General features: G+C 67.1%; 16 protein-coding genes. 14 read left to right on the top strand and 2 right to left on the bottom strand.

Going from position 1 to position 18,117, the window contains the following annotated elements:
* Window positions 1–101 precede the first annotated feature (101 nt).
* Window positions 102–1,283, bottom strand: coding sequence for an NAD(P)/FAD-dependent oxidoreductase (locus KUV49_RS15045; protein WP_222450650.1), 1,182 nt, complete (start codon window positions 1,281–1,283; stop codon window positions 102–104).
* A 127-nt stretch (window positions 1,284–1,410) separates the two neighbouring features.
* On the opposite strand from KUV49_RS15045, the gene KUV49_RS15040 reads away from it, so the two are divergent.
* From KUV49_RS15040 to recN, 14 genes are all read left to right on the top strand, one after another.
* Entirely contained in the window at window positions 1,411–2,355 is a 945-nt protein-coding gene (locus tag KUV49_RS15040) for a phytanoyl-CoA dioxygenase family protein (protein WP_222450649.1), read from the top strand.
* A gap of 109 nt (window positions 2,356–2,464) precedes the next feature.
* Window positions 2,465–3,631 carry a putative lipid II flippase FtsW gene (ftsW, locus tag KUV49_RS15035; protein ID WP_222450648.1) on the top strand — a complete coding sequence of 389 codons (1,167 nt, stop codon included), beginning with the start codon at window positions 2,465–2,467 and terminating at the stop codon, window positions 3,629–3,631.
* The gene (locus KUV49_RS15030; RefSeq protein WP_222450647.1) at window positions 3,628–4,731 is read left to right on the top strand and encodes a UDP-N-acetylglucosamine--N-acetylmuramyl-(pentapeptide) pyrophosphoryl-undecaprenol N-acetylglucosamine transferase; all 1,104 of its coding nucleotides are present in this window, start codon (window positions 3,628–3,630) and stop codon (window positions 4,729–4,731) included. Before ftsW ends, KUV49_RS15030 begins: the two co-directional genes overlap by 4 nt.
* Before the next feature lie 29 nt (window positions 4,732–4,760).
* The gene (gene murC / locus KUV49_RS15025) at window positions 4,761–6,158 is read left to right on the top strand and encodes a UDP-N-acetylmuramate--L-alanine ligase (RefSeq protein ID WP_222450646.1); all 1,398 of its coding nucleotides are present in this window, start codon (window positions 4,761–4,763) and stop codon (window positions 6,156–6,158) included.
* A 97-nt stretch (window positions 6,159–6,255) separates the two neighbouring features.
* Window positions 6,256–6,507: a DUF2484 family protein gene (locus KUV49_RS15020; RefSeq protein ID WP_152497986.1), complete on the top strand. Its 252-nt coding sequence runs from the start codon at window positions 6,256–6,258 to the stop codon at window positions 6,505–6,507.
* The gene (locus KUV49_RS15015) at window positions 6,504–6,773 is read left to right on the top strand and encodes a DUF2484 family protein (protein ID WP_222450645.1); all 270 of its coding nucleotides are present in this window, start codon (window positions 6,504–6,506) and stop codon (window positions 6,771–6,773) included. The genes KUV49_RS15020 and KUV49_RS15015 overlap by 4 nt, the downstream gene beginning before the upstream one ends.
* 68 nt (window positions 6,774–6,841) lie before the next feature.
* Window positions 6,842–7,774, top strand: coding sequence for a UDP-N-acetylmuramate dehydrogenase (gene murB / locus KUV49_RS15010; RefSeq protein WP_222450644.1), 933 nt, complete (start codon window positions 6,842–6,844; stop codon window positions 7,772–7,774).
* Window positions 7,775–7,870: 96 nt separating this feature from the next.
* Window positions 7,871–8,749, top strand: a complete 879-nt coding sequence (locus KUV49_RS15005) for a D-alanine--D-alanine ligase (RefSeq protein WP_261391230.1) — start codon at window positions 7,871–7,873, stop codon at window positions 8,747–8,749.
* Window positions 8,737–9,615: a cell division protein FtsQ/DivIB gene (locus KUV49_RS15000; RefSeq protein WP_222450643.1), complete on the top strand. Its 879-nt coding sequence runs from the start codon at window positions 8,737–8,739 to the stop codon at window positions 9,613–9,615. Before KUV49_RS15005 ends, KUV49_RS15000 begins: the two co-directional genes overlap by 13 nt.
* 1 nt (window position 9,616) lies before the next feature.
* Window positions 9,617–10,951, top strand: a complete 1,335-nt coding sequence (gene ftsA, locus KUV49_RS14995; protein WP_152492886.1) for a cell division protein FtsA — start codon at window positions 9,617–9,619, stop codon at window positions 10,949–10,951.
* Window positions 10,952–11,130: 179 nt separating this feature from the next.
* Window positions 11,131–12,783 carry a cell division protein FtsZ gene (gene ftsZ / locus KUV49_RS14990; protein WP_222450642.1) on the top strand — a complete coding sequence of 551 codons (1,653 nt, stop codon included), beginning with the start codon at window positions 11,131–11,133 and terminating at the stop codon, window positions 12,781–12,783.
* Window positions 12,784–13,006: 223 nt separating this feature from the next.
* Window positions 13,007–13,930 carry a UDP-3-O-acyl-N-acetylglucosamine deacetylase gene (gene lpxC, locus KUV49_RS14985; RefSeq protein WP_152492884.1) on the top strand — a complete coding sequence of 308 codons (924 nt, stop codon included), beginning with the start codon at window positions 13,007–13,009 and terminating at the stop codon, window positions 13,928–13,930.
* A gap of 164 nt (window positions 13,931–14,094) precedes the next feature.
* Entirely contained in the window at window positions 14,095–14,946 is an 852-nt protein-coding gene (locus KUV49_RS14980) for an outer membrane protein assembly factor BamD (protein ID WP_222450641.1), read from the top strand.
* 16 nt (window positions 14,947–14,962) lie between these two features.
* Window positions 14,963–16,609 carry a DNA repair protein RecN gene (gene recN, locus KUV49_RS14975; protein WP_222450640.1) on the top strand — a complete coding sequence of 549 codons (1,647 nt, stop codon included), beginning with the start codon at window positions 14,963–14,965 and terminating at the stop codon, window positions 16,607–16,609.
* Between the two features lie 109 nt (window positions 16,610–16,718).
* Here the strand turns inward: recN and KUV49_RS14970 are convergent, their stop codons facing one another.
* Window positions 16,719–18,095: an FAD-binding oxidoreductase gene (locus tag KUV49_RS14970; RefSeq protein ID WP_222450639.1), complete on the bottom strand. Its 1,377-nt coding sequence runs from the start codon at window positions 18,093–18,095 to the stop codon at window positions 16,719–16,721.
* Window positions 18,096–18,117: the final 22 nt, after the last annotated feature.

Raw genomic sequence — 18,117 nt, 5'->3', positions numbered from 1 at the left:
TTGATGCGAAGGGCTGCGCAGGCGAGGGGCCAGCCCCTCGCGCTCCCCGGGATATTTGTAGCCAGAGGAAGAGAAGGCCTTTTGGCCAGAGGAAGAGAAGATCAGGCTGTGGCGGCGATGGCGGTGCCGGCGGCCCAGCCGGAGGACCAGGCCCACTGGAAATTGTAGCCGCCGAGCCAGCCGGTGACGTCGACGGCCTCGCCGATCATGTAGAGGCCCGGGACGTCGCGGCTTTGCATTGTTTTCGATGAAATGCGGTCGGTGGCGATGCCGCCCAGGGTGACCTCGGCGGTGCGGTAGCCTTCGGATCCGGAGGGCTTGAGGTGCCACTGGCGCAGGGCGTCTGTGATCTGCGCCAGGCGCGCGTCGGATTGGTCGGCGAGATTGCCGGTGAGGGCGAGCGCGGGGGCGAGATGCTCGACCAGGCGGGCGGGCAGGTGGCGGGCAAGCTCGGTGGTCAGGGCGCGGCGGCCCTCGGCCTGGCGCTGGGCGCGGAGGGTGTCGTAGAGGCTGGCGTCGGGGTCGAGGTCGAGGGTGATGGCCTCGCCTTCGTGCCAGTAGGAGGAGGCTTGCAGGATGGCGGGGCCGGAGAGGCCGCGATGGGTGAAGAGGACGGCCTCGGTGAAGCTGGTATCGCCTGCGGTGACGCGGGCCGGGGCGGCGACGCCGGAGATGGGGGCGAAGCGCTGGTCGGAGAAGGTGAGCGGCACCAGGGCGGGGCGCGTGTCGGTGACGGCATGGCCGAACTGGCGCGCGATGTCGTATGCGAGGCCGGTGGCGCCCATGGCCGGGATCGACTTGCCCCCCGTGGCGAGCACCAGGTTGTGGGCGGTGACGCTGTGACGCGTGCCCTCGCGGTCGAGCGTGACGGTGAAGCGGGTGCCGTCATGGGTGATCTCGCCCACGGTGGTTTGCAGCCAGAGGTCGGCGCCGGCGGATGTCATCTCGTCCCGCAGCATCTGGATGATCTGGGGGGATTTTCCGTCGCAGAAAAGCTGGCCCAGTGTCTTTTCGTGCCAGGTGATGCCATGGCGGGCGAGAAGGTCGATGAAATCCCACTGGGTGTAGCGGCTGAGCGCGGATTTGTGGAAATGCGGGTTTGCCCCGAGGAAATTGCCGGGCGCGGTGTGGAGGTTGGTGAAGTTGCAGCGCCCGCCCCCGGAGATGCGGATCTTCTCGCCCGGGGCCTTGGCGTGATCCACGACCAGCGTGCCGGGGCCGGCATGGGCCGCGCACATCATGCCGGCGGCGCCGGCGCCGAGGATGAGGGTCGTGACGTTCATGCGGTTCCCGTGCCCCAGCGGGAGGCGGTCGTCAAGGTGGCGTGGCTTTGTACGGTTCCTGTCATTGGAACACTGGGCTTTCGGGGGGTGTTGACGTCTCGCAACCCAAGACAAACGGAGGAGTCACATGAACATCCAGACACGACACGAAATGCTGACTGCTCAGGACGAGTATCCGACCCGTGTGCCGGGCGAGGAACGACTGAGCGCGCGCAAGGACCCTGTCCTGTGGTCGGAGTGGTCCGAGGATGCGCCGATCGCCAGGGACGAGGCGGAGCATTACGCCGAGAACGGTTACCTGGTGCGGCGCGACATGTTCGATGCGGACGAGCTGAAGGTGCTGACCGAGACCGCGGACATACTGCGCGAGGGCGGAGGGGACATTCCCGACAACGACCTGATCCGCGAGCCCGACAGCGACGCCGTACGCACGGTCTTTCGCCTCGACGAGCATTCCAAGGCATTCCGCCGTCTGGCCTGCGATCGCCGCCTGGCTGGCGTGGCCGAGTTCCTTCTGGGCGACGAAGTGTACCTGCACCAGTCGCGGCTGAACTACAAACCGGGATTCGCTGGCAAGGAATTCTACTGGCATTCGGATTTCGAGACCTGGCATGCCGAGGACGGGATGCCGCGGATGCGCGCGGTGTCGGCCTCGGTGCTGCTGACGCCGAACGGGCCGCATAATGGTCCGCTCTTGCTGGTGCCGGGATCGCAGGACGTGTTCATCAGCTGCGTCGGCGAGACGCCCGAGGACAATCACGAGACCTCGTTGAAAGAGCAGAAGGTGGGCGTGCCGCAGCCCGGCACGATCGACCGGATGGCGCAAAAGGCGGGCGGCATCGCGTCGGCCGAAGGGGACACCGGCACGGTGATCTTCTTCGACTGCAACACGCTGCACGGTTCGAACGGAAACATCACGCCCGATCCGCGGGCCAACGCGTTCTTCGTCTATAACGCGATGTCGAACGCGCTGACGCGGCCCTATGCGGCCCGCGGTCCGCGGCCCGATTTCCTGGCCAACCGCGAGGCACCGCGGGCGATCCGCACGGTTTCGGGAAAACTGACCGGCTGAAGACTGCCCGGTGGGGCGCAGAACGCTTCCCACCGGGCGAAACTGCTGCTATACTGGACCGAACGCCCCCGGCAAAAGAGGGGCAAGAGGCAGTGTTCGGCGGATTCAAATGACAGACATGGTGTATGGTGCAGCCCCCGTGCAGGGCGGCGAACCGATCCTCCCAAAATGGTGGCGGACCCTCGACAAGTGGTCGATTTCCTGCGTGCTCATCCTCTTCGGGATCGGGCTCTTGCTGGCGCTGGCGGCCTCGGTGCCGCTGGCCGAGAAGAACGGGTTCGAGCAGTTCCATTACGTGAAACGTCAGGCGGCGTTCGGCTTCATGGCGTTGGCGGCGATGCTGCTGACCTCGATGATGAGCCCGCTGCTGGTGCGGCGGCTGTCGGTCGTGGGGTTCGTGATCGCCTTCATCGCCCTGGCGATGCTGCCCTTCTTCGGTACGGATTTCGGCAAGGGGGCGATGCGGTGGTACAGCCTCGGCTTTGCCAGCGTGCAGCCCTCGGAGTTTCTCAAGCCCGGTTTCGTGGTGGTGGCCGCGTGGATGATGGCCGCCAGCAAGGAGATCAACGGCCCGCCGGGGATGCGGCTGAGTTTCTTCATGGCGGTGATCATCGTGCTGATGCTGGCGATGCAGCCCGATTTCGGGCAGGCCTGCCTGGTGCTGTTCGGCTGGGGCGTGATGTATTTCGTGGCCGGGGCGCCGATCCTGTTGCTGGTGCTGATCGCGGGCGTCGTGGTCTTCGCGGGCTCGCTGGCCTATTCCAACTCGGAACACTTCGCGCGGCGGATCGACGGCTTTCTGAGCCCGGACGTGGACCCCAACACGCAGCTGGGCTTTGCCACCAACGCGATCCGCGAGGGCGGGTTCTTTGGCGTGGGCGTGGGCGAGGGATCGGTCAAGTGGTCGCTGCCCGACGCGCATACGGATTTCATCATCGCGGTGGCGGCCGAGGAATACGGCCTGATCCTGGTGCTGGCCATCATCGTCCTTTACACCAGCATCGTGGTGCGGTCGCTGAGCCGCCTGATGCGCGAGCGGGATCCGTTCATCCGGCTGGCGGGCACGGGGCTGGTGGCGATGTTCGGCGTGCAGGCGATGATCAACATGGGCGTCGCCGTGCGGCTGTTGCCCGCCAAGGGCATGACGCTGCCCTTCGTCAGCTACGGCGGGTCGTCCCTGATCGCCACGGGGATCGCGGTGGGAATGCTGTTCGCCTTTACCCGCAGCCGTCCGCAGGGCGAGATCAACGACATCCTGAGGGCGCGTCCGAGATGAGCGAACGGCAACCCCTTCTGGTCATCGCGGCAGGTGGCACGGGCGGGCACATGTTTCCCGCGCAGAGCCTAGCCGAGGCGATGCTGCGGCGGGGCTGGCGGGTGAAGCTGTCGACCGATCCGCGCGGCGCGCGGTATACCGGGGGCTTTCCGCATTCGGTCGAGATCGAGCAGGTGGCGAGCGCCACCTTCGCGCGCGGCGGGATCTTCAACAAGCTGCTGGCGCCGTTTCACATCCTGGGCGGTGTGCTGGGCGCGACCTTTCGCATGATGCGCGACACGCCGGACGTGGTGGTGGGGTTCGGCGGTTATCCGACGATTCCGGCGCTGTCTGCGGCGATGATCCTGCGGCGGCCCCGGATGATCCATGAGCAGAACGGCGTGCTGGGGCGGGTGAACAAGCTTTTCGCCAAGCGCGTGGACAAGGTGCTGTGCGGCGCGTGGCCCACGGCGCTGCCCGAGGGCGTGGAGGGCACGCATGTGGGCAACCCGGTGCGGCTGGCGGTGCATGAACGCGCGGGGGCGGGGTATATTCCGCCGGGCGATTACCCGATGTCGATCCTTGTCATTGGCGGCAGCCAGGGCGCGCGCATCCTGAGCGACGTGGTGCCGCCGGCGATTGCCAACCTGCCGATGGACGTGCTGCGCAACATCCGCGTGAGCCACCAGGCGCGCGACGAGGATGGCGAGCGGGTGGCGACGCTTTATGCCGAGAACGGGATCGACGCCGACGTGCAGCCGTTTTTCCGCGACGTGCCCGCGCGCATGTCCGAGGCGCAGCTGGTGATCAGCCGGGCGGGGGCGAGCAGCGTGGCCGATATCTCGGTCATCGGGCGGCCCGCGATCCTGATCCCCTTTGCCGCCGCGACCGAAGATCACCAGGCTGCGAACGCGAAGGGACTGTCCAGGGCCGGGGGCGCGATCGTCATCCCGGAATCGCGGCTTGAGGTCGAGGCGCTTTCGGAGCAGATAGCCTCGGTACTGACGAATCCCCAAGGGGCGAGCCAGATGGCACGGGCGGCGCTGAGCGTGGGCATGCCCGACGCGGCACAGGCGCTGGCGGATATAACAGAAGAGCTGGCACGGAGCAGACAGTCATGAGGGACCTTTCATTTGAAGGAGCCAAACCGATGAACGCGGCATTGAAACTTCCCGGCGACGTCGGGCCCATCCATTTCGTGGGCATCGGGGGTATCGGCATGTCGGGCATTGCCGAGGTGCTGCTCAACCATGGCTATACCGTGCAGGGCTCGGACCTGAAGACATCCAAGATCACCGACCGATTGGAAAAGGCCGGGGCGACGATTTTCGAGGGGCAGGAGGCGGCGAACCTCGACGCGGCGCAGGTCGTGGTGATCTCGTCCGCGATCAAGCCGGGCAATGCCGAGCTGGACGAGGCGCGGCGGCGCGGGTTGCCGGTGGTGCGCCGGGCCGAGATGCTGGCCGAGCTGATGCGGCTGAAATCGAACGTGGCGGTGGCCGGGACCCATGGCAAGACCACCACGACGACGATGGTCGCCGCCCTGCTGGATCATGGCAAGTACGACCCCACGGTGATCAACGGCGGGATCATTCACGCCTACGGGTCGAACGCGCGCGTGGGGCAGGGCGAATGGATGGTGGTCGAGGCCGACGAGAGCGACGGCACTTTCAACCGCCTGCCCGCGACGATTGCCATCGTGACCAATATCGACCCCGAGCACATGGAGCATTGGGGGACCGAGGAAAAGTTGCACCAGGGGTTCCTGGATTTCGTGTCGAACATTCCGTTCTACGGCCTGGCGATCTGCTGCACCGACGATCCGGACGTGCAGACGCTGGTGGGCCGGATCAGTGATCGGCGCGTCATTACCTTCGGGTTCAACGCGCAGGCGGATGTGCGGGCGATGAACCTGACCTACGAGAACGGCGTGGCGCATTTCGACATCGCGCTGCAGGCCGAGGACAAGGTGATCGAGGGCTGTACCTTGCCGATGCCGGGCGATCACAACGTGTCGAACGCGCTGTCGGCGGTGGCCGTGGCGCGCAGCCTGGGCATGAAGACGGACGAGATCCGCGAGGCGCTGGCGTCCTTCGGCGGCGTGAACCGCCGCTTCACCCGCGTGGGCGAAGTGGATGGCGTGACGATCATCGACGATTACGGCCACCACCCGGTGGAGATTGCAGCGGTGCTGAGGGCCGCGCGGCAGGCCACCAAGGGCCGGATCATCGCGGTGCACCAGCCGCACCGCTATAGCCGGCTGCATTCGCTCTTCGACGATTTCTGTGCGTGCTTCAACGATGCCGACGTGGTCGCCATCGCCGAGGTCTATGCCGCGGGCGAGGACCCGATCGAGGGCGCCACGCGCGACGACCTTGTGGCGGGGCTGATTGCCCATGGCCACAGGCACGCGCGGGCGATCCTGGGCGAGGACGACCTGGTGCGGCTGGTGCGCGAACAGGCGAAACCGGGCGACATGGTGGTGTGTCTGGGCGCGGGGACGATCAGCGGGTGGGCCAACGGGTTGCCCGAAAAGCTGAAGGCGTGACGGTGGTCGGAATTTTACGAAAATTCCGGGCCGGAAAATGCGCATTTTCCGGTACGTTTTCCGCGCGGAAAACGGCGCGTGCCATCGGGGGCGGCGCATGACGCTTGTGGTTCTGGCCTGTCTTTGGGTCATTGCCGGGGCGCTGGTGGCGATGCTGCCGATGCGGCACCAGTATGCGCCGGGGATCGCGCTTCTGGCGCTGGCGCCGGTGTTGATCTGGATGATCGGGCGGGATTACGGTGTTCTGCCCGCTGCGCTGGCGGCACTTGCGCTGGTGTCGATGTTTCGCAATCCGCTGCGGTACTTCGCGCGGCGTCTAATGGGGGAAAAACCGGAGGTTCCGAAATGAGCATGTCTCTTGTGCTGGCCTGCATCTGGGCGCTGGCCGCAAACCTGCTGGCGATGCTCCCCAGCCGCGACAATCACTGGCGGCGGGCCTATGCGCTGATTGCCGTGGGCATCCCGATCCTGGGATACGTGACATGGCAGAACGGCCCTTGGGTGGGGTTGTTCGTGCTGGCGGCGGGCATGAGCCTGTTGCGCTGGCCGGTGATCTATCTGGGCCGCTGGGCCCGGCGGGCCGTGGACGGTGACATGGCGCGCGGTGGGGATTGAGTATTTTCGGCAAGAAAAAGCCGGGGGCTGTCTTTCGGTTCAGGCCGGGTTGAGGCAGAAGAGGCCGCATGAGTGATTTTCCCGAACCCCGTGGCCGCCTGAGCGAGAAGCGCATGCTGGCCGATCTGACATGGCTGCGCGTGGGCGGGCCGGCGGACTGGCTGTTTCAGCCGGCGGACCTGGACGACCTGGCGGCGTTCCTGCGCGATCTGGACCCAGGCGTGACGGTCTTTCCCATGGGCGTGGGCAGCAACCTGATCGTGCGGGACGGAGGTTTGCGCGCCGTGGTGATCCGGCTGGGGCGCGGGTTCAATGCCATCGAGGTGGACGGCACGCGCGTGACCGCGGGTGCCGCGGCGCTGGATGCGCATGTGGCGCGGCGGGCGGGCGAGGCGGGGGTGGACCTGACCTTTCTGCGCACCATTCCCGGCGCCATCGGCGGCGCGGTGCGGATGAACGCGGGATGCTATGGCAGTTACGTGGCGGATCATTTCGTCGAGGCGCAGGCGGTGAGCCGCGCGGGCGAGGTGGTGACGCTGGGCGCCGATGACCTGAAGTTCCGCTATCGCCAGACCGATCTGCCCGAGGGCTGGGTCATCACGCGGGCCACGTTCGAGGGCGTTGCGGGCGATCCCGGGGAACTGGCCGCGCGGATGGACGCGCAGCTGAAGAAGCGCGACGAGACGCAGCCCACCAAGGACCGCACGGCGGGCAGCACGTTCCGCAACCCGGCCGGGTTCAGCAGCACCGGGCGGGCCGACGACACCCATGACCTGAAGGCGTGGAAGGTGATCGACAACGCCGGAATGCGCGGCGCCACGCGCGGCGGGGCGCAGATGAGCGAGAAGCATTCCAACTTCCTGATCAACACCGGGGGCGCCACGGCGGCGGACCTGGAGGGTTTGGGCGAGGAGGTGCGAAAAAAGGTTTTCCAAGACAGCGGAATAGAGTTACATTGGGAAATCATGAGGGTCGGCGAAACGGCCCCTCCCGCGGATTGAGGCGGACACAATAAAACAAGGGTCGATAACGACCCGGGACATTGAGGCAGTAAGGTGGTTTCTTCGAGCGGAAACGCCCCGACTGTTGCGGTGATTATGGGTGGCCCCTCGGCCGAGCGCGAGGTGTCCCTCTCGTCAGGACAGGAATGCGCCGCAGCACTCCGGGAGGCAGGCTATGAGGTGGTCGAGGTCGATGCCGGCCGCGACCTTGCCGTGGTTCTGGCCGATCTCAAACCCGACGTGGTGTTCAACGCCCTGCATGGCCGCTGGGGCGAGGATGGATGCGTGCAGGGGCTGCTGGAATGGATGCAGATCCCCTATACCCATTCGGGCGTGCTGTCCTCGGCGCTGGCGCTGGACAAGCAGCGCACCAAGGCGGCCTATCGCGCGGCGGGCCTGCCGGTGGTCGAGAGCATCATCATCGACAAGGACGAGGTGGGAAAGGCGCATGTGATGCCGCCGCCCTACGTGGTGAAGCCCAACAACGAAGGCTCGTCCGTCGGCGTCTATATCGTGCACGAGGCCGCCAACGCGCCGCCGCAGCTGTCGCCGGACATGCCGCAGACGGTGATGGTGGAGGCGTTCGCGCCGGGGCGCGAGCTGACCACCTCGGTGATCGGGGACAAGGCGCTCGGGGTGACGGATATCATCACCGACGGCTGGTACGATTATCACGCGAAATACGCCGCCGGCGGGTCGCGCCACGTGATCCCGGCGGACATTCCGAAAGACATTGCCGAGGCCTGCGAGGAGTATGCGCTGCGCGCCCATGCGGTGCTGGGCTGTCGCGGGCTGAGCCGCACCGATTTCCGCTGGGACGAGGCGAAGGGTCTGGACGGGCTGATCCTGCTGGAGACCAACACCCAGCCCGGGATGACGCCCACCTCGCTGAGCCCGGAGCAGGCGCAGGCGGCGGGCATGAGTTTTCCGCAATTGTGCGACTGGCTGGTCAAGGACGCGTCATGCAACAGGTGAAACGACTGGAACCCAGGGCCGATCCGGCGCCGTCGCGGTGGTCTTACCGTTATCAGCGCCTGATGCTGACGCCGCTTTTCCGCAAGCTGCTGCGGGTGGGGGTGCCGTTGTGCCTGACGGTCGGGCTGGCCACGGCGTATTTTTCCAACCCCGAGCGGCGCGAGGCGATCGTGCTGGCGGTGGCCGATCTTCGCGAGCAGGTCGAGACCCGGCCCGAATTCATGGTCAACCTGCTGGCCGTGGAAGGCGCCAGCCCCACGGTCGAGGAGGATATCCGCGAGATCTTCCCGCACGACCTGCCGGCCAGTTCCTTTGACATCGACCTCGATGCGGTGCGGCTGTCGATCGCGGGGCTGCCCGCCGTTGCCAGCGCGTCGGTGCGGGTGCGCCAGGGCGGGGTTCTGGTGGCGCAGGTGGAAGAGCGTCAGCCGGTGGCCGTCTGGCGGTCGCGGGACGGGCTGGGCGTCGTGGACATGGAAGGCGTGGTGATCGGCGACATCGCCCATCGGGCGGACCGCGCCGACCTGCCGGTGATTGCCGGCAAGGGCGCGACCCGGGCGGTGCCCGAGGCGATGGCGATCCTGCAGGCGGCGGCGCCGCTGCGGTCGCGGCTGCGCGGGCTGGTGCGCATGGGCGAGCGCCGTTGGGACGTGGTGCTGGACCGCGGCCAGCGCATCCTGTTGCCGGAAACCGACCCGGTGCGCGCGCTGGAGCGCGTGATCGTGCTGGCCGAGGTGCAGGACATGCTGGAGCGCGACCTTGCCGCGGTGGACATGCGCCTGGCATCCCGGCCGACCATAAGAATGAACGAAAACGCGGTGTCCGAGTGGTGGCGCGTGACAAATATGACCGTAGGGGCGGAATGAGATGATCGAGCTTTATGAATCGCAAAGGGCGATGCGGAACATGCGCCGGGCGGCGATGCAGCGCGGTGTCGTGGCGGTTCTGGACGTGGGCACCTCCAAGATCGCCTGCCTTGTGCTGCGTTTCGACGGCAGCGACCGGCTGCGCGAGACCGAGGGCGTGGGCGCGCTGGCGGGCCAGGCCGGGTTCCGGGTGATCGGGGCGGCGACCACGCGGTCGCGCGGTGTGCGCTATGGCGAGATCACGACGATGGCCGAGACCGAGCGGGCCATCCGCACGGCCCTGCAGGCGGCGCAGAAGATGGCCAATATCCGGGTCGATCACGTGATTGCCTGTTTCTCGGGCGCCGAGCCGCGCAGCTATGGGCTGGCGGGGCAGGTGGAACTGGAGGCCAGCACCGTGTCCGAGCAGGACATCAGCCGGGTGCTGTCATCCTGCGACGTGCCCGATTTCGGCGAGGGCCGCGAGGTGCTGCACGCCCAGCCGGTGAATTTCGCGCTGGACCACCGCTCGGGGCTGAGCGATCCGCGCGGGCAGCTGGGGCAGGACCTGGCGGTGGACATGCACATGCTGACGGTCGACGGCGCGGCGATCCAGAACCTGGCGCATTGCGTCAAGCGCTGCGACCTGGAACTGGCGGGGCTGGCAAGCTCGGCCTACGTGTCGGGCATCTCGGCGCTGGTGGAGGACGAGCAGGAGCTGGGTGCCGCCTGCATCGACATGGGCGGCGGCAGCGCCGGCGTGTCGATCTTCATGAAGAAGCACATGATCTATGCCGACACCGTGAGGATCGGGGGCGAGCACGTCACCGGAGACATCTCGATGGGGTTGCAGGTGCCGCACGCCACGGCGGAGCGGATCAAGACCTTCTATGGCGGCGTCGTGGCCACGGGCATGGACGACCGCGAGATGATCGAGATCGGCGGCGAGACCGGCGACTGGGAACATGACCGGCGCACGGTGAGCCGGGCGGAACTGATCGGCATCATGCGCCCGCGGGTCGAGGAGATCCTGGAAGAGGTGCGGGCCCGGCTGGATGCGGCCGGGTTCCAGCACCTGCCGAGCCAGCAGATCGTGCTGACCGGCGGCGGCAGCCAGATCCCCGGCCTGGACGGGCTGGCGACGCGTATCCTGGGACAGCAGGTGCGGCTGGGCCGGCCGCTGCGGGTGCACGGGCTGCCGCAGGCGGCGACGGGCGCGGGCTTTGCCAGCGCGGTGGGCATGTGCCTGTTCGCGGCGAATCCCCAGGACGAATGGTGGGACTTCGAAATTCCGGTGGATCGCTACCCTGCGCGGTCCCTCAAGCGGGCGGTGAAATGGTTCAAGGACAACTGGTGATCGCAAAATATGGGGGTTTCGGCGAAATCCCGCGTGAATCCGCTAAAAAAGACCCATATTTTGTGGTGTTTTCGTGTTTTTTGGGTGACGTAACGGCGACGGGACGGTACTGTTAATGCAATTTAGGCGGATCAAGCCTGCGCAAGGCGGGCATAACAGCAGGCAAAGAAGGCGGAGCTATGACACTTAACCTCAGCATGCCAGGTCAGGGACAGGACCAGGAACTCAAGCCGCGCATCACCGTTTTCGGTGTCGGCGGGGCAGGCGGCAACGCCGTGAACAACATGATCGAGAAACAGCTGGAAGGCGTCGATTTCGTCGTCGCCAACACCGATGCGCAGGCGCTGTCCCAGAGCAACGCGCCGAACCGGATCCAGCTGGGTGTGAAAGTCACCGAAGGGCTGGGCGCCGGCGCGAAGGCCGCCGTGGGCGCCGCCGCCGCGGAAGAGAATATCGAACAGATCGTCGACCAGCTGGCCGGGGCGCATATGTGCTTTATCACCGCCGGCATGGGCGGCGGCACCGGCACCGGCGCGGCCCCGATCATCGCTCAGGCAGCGCGTGAACTTGGCGTGCTAACCGTCGGTGTCGTCACGAAACCTTTCCAGTTCGAAGGCGCCAAGCGGATGCGCCAGGCCGAGGAAGGCGTGGACAGCCTGCAGAAGATGGTCGACACGCTGATCATCATTCCGAACCAGAACCTGTTCCGGCTGGCGAACGAGAAGACGACCTTTACCGAGGCGTTCTCGATGGCCGATGACGTGCTCTACCAGGGTGTGAAGGGCGTGACCGACCTGATGGTGCGTCCGGGCCTGATCAACCTCGATTTCGCCGACGTGCGCGCGGTGATGGACGAGATGGGCAAGGCGATGATGGGCACCGGCGAGGACGACGGCGAAGAGCGCGCCATCCAGGCCGCCGAGAAGGCCATCGCGAACCCGCTCCTGGACGAGATCAGCCTGCGCGGCGCGAAGGGCGTCCTGATCAACATCACCGGCGGGCACGACCTGACGCTGTTCGAACTGGACGAGGCCGCGAACCGCATCCGCGAGGAAGTGGACGCCGACGCCAACATCATCGTGGGCAGCACGCTGGACCCGACGATGGAAGGCTTCATGCGCGTGTCGGTCGTGGCGACCGGCATCGACGCCAGCGACGAAAGTCGCGAAATGCCGGTGCCGCGCCGCTCGCTCGCCGAGCCGCTGAAAACGGTCGAAGAGGTCGAGGTCGAAGCCCACACGTTCGAAGAGCCGGCGCAGCCGGTGGCAGAGCCGGAATTGGCCGCCGCCAGCATCGAGGCCGCGGAAGAACCCAGCCTGTTCAATGCGTTCGATGCGCAACGCGCCGCCGCGGAAGAGCAGATGGAAGACATCTTCGAAAGCGAGAGCGCCGAGGATGCGGTGCCGGCCCCGGCCTACACGCCGCGGCCCGAGCCCGAGACCTTCGTGGCCGAGGCCGAGGAGCCTGCCGAGAGCTTCGTGGCGCCCAAGGCACCCGCACCGGGCACGCCGTCGCAGGACGCGCTGGCCCGCCTGCAGGCTGCCGTGCATCGCACGCCGGGCAGCGCCAACCGTCCGCAGCAGCGCCCGGCGCCCGAGGCACCGGCCGCGCGCGCGCACGATGCCGGCGGGGAGAAGCCGCGCTTTGGCATCAACTCGCTGATCAACCGGATGACGGGACATGGCACGGAAGCCGCCGCGCCGCAGCAGCGCACGGTGCGCCAGCAGCCGCCGATGCAGGCCGCGGCGCCTCAGCCCGAGGTGCGCGACGAGCGCGAGGAAGAGGACGACCAGATCGAAATCCCCGCCTTCCTGCGGCGTCAGGCGAACTGATCCGGACAACAATTAACCATGTTGAGAGGGCCGCTTCGCGCGGCCCTTTTTCTTTTGCTTCAGAGGCTTGAGAGGGATTGGGCCCGTTTCGGCAATAATCCGCCAAGCCGGGAAACAATGATGTTTCAGCGCGTTGCAAAGAGTGAATTGAGCAATGGTGCCGTGCGAAATAGATGTGTCGCAGTTGAATAAAACGAGCCGGTATACGGCCTGAGGATCTAACGTGCAGAATACGGTCAGAACTCCGGTATCCTTCGATGGCGTCGGCCTTCACTCGGGCGAAGCGGCGCGGCTTACCATATTGCCGGCTCCCGCGAACCGCGGCATCGTCTTTCGTCGCCTGGACTGCGACTTGCACCACTGCGAGATCCCGGCCCGTTGGGATTTCGTGAACCAGTCGCCGCTGTGCACGCTGCTGCAGAACGCGGCGGGCGTGAGCGTGTCGACGGTCGAGCACATCATGGCGGCGTTGTCCGGCTGCGGCGTGCACAATGCCGTGATCGAGGTCAACGGCCCGGAAGTTCCGATCCTGGATGGCAGTTCCGCGCAGTTCGTGCACGGCATCCTGTCGGCCGGTCTGCGGCGCCAGCATGCCCCGGTCCGGGCGCTGAAGGTTCTCAAGCCCGTCGAGGTCCGCAAGGGCGATGCACGGGCCAGCCTTGCGCCGCACGACACGCTGCTGATCGAGTTCGCGATCGAGTTCGAGGATGCGGCGATCGGGTATCAGAAGAAAACGCTGAACATGGCGAATGGCAGCTTCGTGCGGGAATTGTCCACCGCGCGCACGTTCTGCCGCAAGGCGGATGTGGATGCGATGCAGGCCAATGGCTTGGCGCTTGGCGGAGAGCCCGGCGTCAACGCGGTGGTGTTCGACGGCGAGCATGTGCTGAGCCCCGGCGGCCTGCGCCAGCCGGACGAGCCGGTGCGGCACAAGATGCTGGATGCGCTTGGCGACCTTGCGCTGGCGGGTCTGCCGATCCTGGGCCATTACCGGGGCGAGCGCGCCGGCCACGCGGTCACGAACGATCTTTTGCGCACTCTCTTTGCTCGGCCCGACGCCTTTGAAATCGTGACCTGCACCGCCGCTGTCGCGGCGCGTCTGCCGGGCGCCGGCGTGCACTGGGCGGAAATCCCTGAGGTCGCCTGACAACAGGCGTCGGGTTTGTGCCAAACAATCGGTCCAAAGGCGTTTTGCACCGGAAAATTATGTGCTAGGACCCACGTGACGTCGCGGATACCATGCCGCGGGGTCAGCGCGGCTTTCGGGCCCGTATACGCGTTGGGCAAAGATTTTTGAGGGAACGGGCGAGCATGACAGGCGGCAGAATCGGGATCGGTTTGGCGGCGGCGCTTTTGGCCTCGACGATGCTGGCGGGCTGTGGCGGCATCAATGCGCGCATCGAGCGCGACACAGTCGATTACGAACAGTTCACCGCGGAACAGATCTATGGCCGGGCCGAGTATGACCTGGCCCGCGGCGATCCCGAATTGGCGGCCAAGGTGTTCGGCGAGGTCGAGCGTCTGTACCCCTATTCGGAATGGGCGAAACGGGCCGTCATCATGCAGGCCTTCGCCTATCACCGGGACGAGGATTACGAGAACAGCCGCTCGGCGGCGCAACGGTTCCTCGATTTCTATCCCGCCGATGGCGACGCGGCCTATGCCCAGTATCTGCTGGCGCTCAGCTATTACGACCAGATCGACGAGGTGGGCCGCGACCAGGGCCTGACCTTCCAGGCCCTGCAGGCGCTGCGGGAAGTGATCGAGCGGTACCCGGACAGCGAATACACCAGCTCGGCGATCCTGAAATTCGACCTGGCCTTCGACCATCTGGCGGCCAAGGAGATGGAGATCGGGCGCTACTACCTGCGGCGCGATCACTTTACCTCGGCCATCAACCGCTTTCGCGTGGTTGTGGAGGATTTCCAGACCACGACCCACACCGCGGAGGCGCTGCACCGGCTGGTCGAGGCGTACCTGTCGCTGGGCCTGACGAACGAGGCGCGCACGGCGGGGGCGATCCTGGGCCACAACTTCAAGAGCACCGAATGGTACGAGGACAGCTACAAGCTGTTGACCGGGCAGGGGCTGACACTGGAAGCGGTGGGCGACAGCTGGCTGAACCAGGTCTATCGGCAGACCATCCTCGGCCGCTGGTTGTAACGCCCGGGGGCCATGAATGCTCCGTGCGCTGGAGATTCGCGACATTCTGATCATCGACCGGCTGGACCTGACGTTTCAGCCCGGCCTGAACGTGCTGACCGGCGAGACCGGGGCGGGCAAGTCGATCCTGCTCGACTCGCTGGGCTTCGTGCTGGGCTGGCGCGGCCGGGCCGAGCTGGTGCGGCAGGGGGCCGGGCAGGGCGAGGTGGTGGCGGAGTTCGACCTGCCCGAGGGGCACGCGGCGCGGGCCGTGCTGGAGGAAGCAGGGCTGCCGGTGGAGGACACGCTGCTCTTGCGCCGGGTCAACACCGGCGACGGGCGCAAGACCGCCTGGGTCAATGACCGGCGCTGTTCGGGGGACGTGCTGCGGGCGCTGTCGGACACGCTGGTGGAACTGCACGGACAGCATGACGACCGGGGCTTGCTGGACCCGAAGGGGCATCGGGACCTGCTCGATGAGTTCGGCGGGCTGGCGGGGCAGCGCGACACGGTGCGCGGCGCGTGGAAGGCGCGCAGCGCGGCGCGCAAGGCATTGCGAGAGGCCGAGGCCAGGCTGGCCGAGATGCGCGCCGAGGAAGAGTTCCTGCGTCACGCGGTCGAGGAACTGGACGCGCTGTCGCCGCAGCCGGGCGAGGAGGCGGAGCTCGACACCCGCCGTCGCCTGATGCAGCAATCCGAGCGCATCCGCGAGGACATCGCCCGGGCGCAGGCCGTCCTGCGCGACGGCGCCGAGGGGCAGGCGCAGGACGCGCTGCGCTGGCTGGAAGGCGCCGCGGACAAGGCCGAGGGCCGCCTCGAAGAGGCGCTGGCCGCATTGGGGCGCGCGATGGTCGAGCTGGACGAGGCGGCAAGCGGCGTCGAGGACTGCCTGGAGGCGCTGACCTTCAACCCGCTGGAACTGGAAGAGACCGAGGAACGGCTGTTCGCGATCCGGGCGCTGGCGCGCAAGCACGGCGTGGCGCCGGACGAGCTGGCCGGCTTCGCCGAGGACGTGCGGGCGCAGGTCGCACGTCTTGAACAGGGGGATGCGGACCTCAAGGCGTTGCAGGCGGCGGTTGCCGAGGCCGATGCGACCTATGCCGAGGCGGCGGGAGCGCTGACCGAGGCGCGCAGCAGGGCGGCGGGCAAGCTGGACAAGGCCGTGATGGCGGAGCTGGCCCCGCTGAAGATGGACCGCGCGGTCTTTGCCACGCAGGTGACCCAAACCGATCCGGGCGAGACCGGGCAGGATGCGGTGACCTTTACCGTGGCCACCAACCCCGGCGCGCCGGCGGGTCCCCTGGGCAAGATCGCCTCGGGCGGCGAGCTGAGCCGGTTCCTGTTGGCGCTCAAGGTCTGCCTGACCGGCGGGCAACGCGGGCTGACGCTCATTTTCGACGAGATCGACCGTGGCGTGGGCGGGGCCACCGCCGATGCGGTGGGCCGGCGGCTGGCGGGGCTGGCGTCGGACAACCAGGTGCTGGTGGTCACGCATTCGCCGCAGGTGGCCGCACGGGGCGCGCATCACTGGCGCGTCGAAAAGCGCGTCGCCAAGGGGCAGACCCTGTCGACGGTCACGGCCCTTGATGCCCCCGCCCGCACCGACGAGATTGCGCGGATGCTGTCGGGCGAGACCATCACCGAAGAGGCCCGCGCCGCCGCCGAAGCGCTGATGGCGGGCTGACCCACCCCTTTTCCTCTGGCCATAAATATCCCGGGGGGAGCGGTGAACCACAGGTTCGCCGTGGGGGGCAGCGCCCCCCCCTCTCCAAAGCGTCACTGGCGCCGCGCCGTCAGTTCCGGGGCGGCACCAGCTTGCCGGGATTCATGATATTCTGGGGATCGAGCGCCTGCTTGATCGTGCCCATGAGGCCCCAGGCGGGGCCATGCTCGCGCTCCATGTAGCCCAGCTTGCCCACGCCGATGCCATGCTCGCCCGTCGCGGTGCCGCCCAGCGACAGGGCCAGCTCGACCAGGTGTTCCGAGGCCGCGAGCACGCGGGCTTTGTCGGCGGCATCCTCGGGGTCGAATTGCAGGATGGCGTGGAAATTGCCGTCGCCCACATGGCCCAGGATCGGGCCTTCGATACCTTGCGCGTCAAGATGGCTGCGCGTCTCCTCGAGCGCGCGGGCCAGGTTCGAGATCGGCACGCAGATATCCGTCACCAGCGCCTTGGTGCCGGGACGGTGGGCGACGATGGCGTGGTAGGCGGCGTGGCGCATGGCCCAGAGCGCGGTGCGCTCCTCTGTCTTGCGGGCCCAGTCGAAGCCCTTGCCACCGAATTCCTGCGCCAGGTCGCCGAACATCTGCGCCTGTTCCGCCACGCCCGCGTCCGAGCCGTGGAATTCCAGCAGCAAATGCGGGCAGGCGGGCAGGGCGGCGCCGGAATAGGCGTTCACGGCCTCGACGCTTTGGGTGTCCATCAGCTCGATCCGCGCAAGCGGCAGGCCCATCTGCACGGCGGCCATGACCGTCTCGACCGCGTCGCCCACGGAATCGAACGCGCAGACGGCGGCAGAAATGGCTTCAGGCGTGCCGCGCAGGCGCAGAGTGATCTCGGTGATCAGGCCCAGCGTGCCCTCGGAGCCCACGAACAGCGCCGTCAGGTCGTAGCCGGCCGAAGATTTGCGGGCGCGGGTGCCGGTGCGGATGACCTCGCCGGTGGCCGTGACCACCTCGAGCCCCAGCACGTTGTCGCGCATCGTGCCGTAGCGCACCGCCGTGGTGCCGCTGGCACGGGTCGAGGTCATGCCGCCGATCGAGGCATTGGCGCCGGGATCGACCGGAAAGAAGAGGCCCGTGGCGCGCAACTCCTCGTTCAGCGCCTCGCGCGTCACACCGGGTTGCACGCGCACGTCCATGTCGCCCTGCGATACCTCGAGGATGCGGTTCATGCGCTGGAAGTCGACGCAGATCCCCCCCGAGAAGGCCTGGGCCTGCCCTTCGAGCGAGGTGCCGGTGCCCCAGCCGATCACCGGCACGCCGTGGCGGGCGCAGGCCTGCACGATCCGGCTGACCTCCTCGGTGCTCTCGGGATAGGCGACGGCATCGGGCGGCGCGTCCGCGAAATGCGTCTCGCTCCGACCATGCTCTTGCAGATCGGACTTGGACAGGCTGAGCCGTTGCCCTAAAACGGGCGACAACTCTGAAATGGCGTCGCGAATACCCATGTCGAACCCCTGCACTCCCCTG

It is taken from the genome of Roseovarius atlanticus (genome assembly GCF_019802205.1).
In the GTDB taxonomy this organism is placed as follows: domain Bacteria; phylum Pseudomonadota; class Alphaproteobacteria; order Rhodobacterales; family Rhodobacteraceae; genus Roseovarius; species Roseovarius atlanticus_A.
This window is presented reverse-complemented; position numbering and strand designations above follow the sequence as displayed.

Bases quoted from the DNA above. Each gene is read 5' to 3' on its own strand.
- ftsZ (WP_222450642.1), top strand. From the start codon at position 11,131: ATGACACTTAACCTCAGCATGCCAGGTCAGGGACAGGACCAGGAACTC.
- KUV49_RS15005 (WP_261391230.1), top strand. From the start codon at position 7,871: ATGGGTGGCCCCTCGGCCGAGCGCGAGGTGTCCCTCTCGTCAGGACAG.
- murC (WP_222450646.1), top strand. From the start codon at position 4,761: ATGAACGCGGCATTGAAACTTCCCGGCGACGTCGGGCCCATCCATTTC.
- KUV49_RS15030 (WP_222450647.1), top strand. From the start codon at position 3,628: ATGAGCGAACGGCAACCCCTTCTGGTCATCGCGGCAGGTGGCACGGGC.
- KUV49_RS15000 (WP_222450643.1), top strand. From the start codon at position 8,737: ATGCAACAGGTGAAACGACTGGAACCCAGGGCCGATCCGGCGCCGTCG.
- ftsW (WP_222450648.1), top strand. From the start codon at position 2,465: ATGACAGACATGGTGTATGGTGCAGCCCCCGTGCAGGGCGGCGAACCG.
- KUV49_RS15040 (WP_222450649.1), top strand. From the start codon at position 1,411: ATGAACATCCAGACACGACACGAAATGCTGACTGCTCAGGACGAGTAT.
- KUV49_RS15045 (WP_222450650.1), bottom strand. From the start codon at position 1,283: ATGAACGTCACGACCCTCATCCTCGGCGCCGGCGCCGCCGGCATGATG.
- ftsA (WP_152492886.1), top strand. From the start codon at position 9,617: ATGATCGAGCTTTATGAATCGCAAAGGGCGATGCGGAACATGCGCCGG.
- murB (WP_222450644.1), top strand. From the start codon at position 6,842: ATGAGTGATTTTCCCGAACCCCGTGGCCGCCTGAGCGAGAAGCGCATG.
- KUV49_RS15015 (WP_222450645.1), top strand. From the start codon at position 6,504: ATGAGCATGTCTCTTGTGCTGGCCTGCATCTGGGCGCTGGCCGCAAAC.
- KUV49_RS14980 (WP_222450641.1), top strand. From the start codon at position 14,095: ATGACAGGCGGCAGAATCGGGATCGGTTTGGCGGCGGCGCTTTTGGCC.
- KUV49_RS15020 (WP_152497986.1), top strand. From the start codon at position 6,256: ATGACGCTTGTGGTTCTGGCCTGTCTTTGGGTCATTGCCGGGGCGCTG.
- recN (WP_222450640.1), top strand. From the start codon at position 14,963: ATGCTCCGTGCGCTGGAGATTCGCGACATTCTGATCATCGACCGGCTG.
- KUV49_RS14970 (WP_222450639.1), bottom strand. From the start codon at position 18,095: ATGGGTATTCGCGACGCCATTTCAGAGTTGTCGCCCGTTTTAGGGCAA.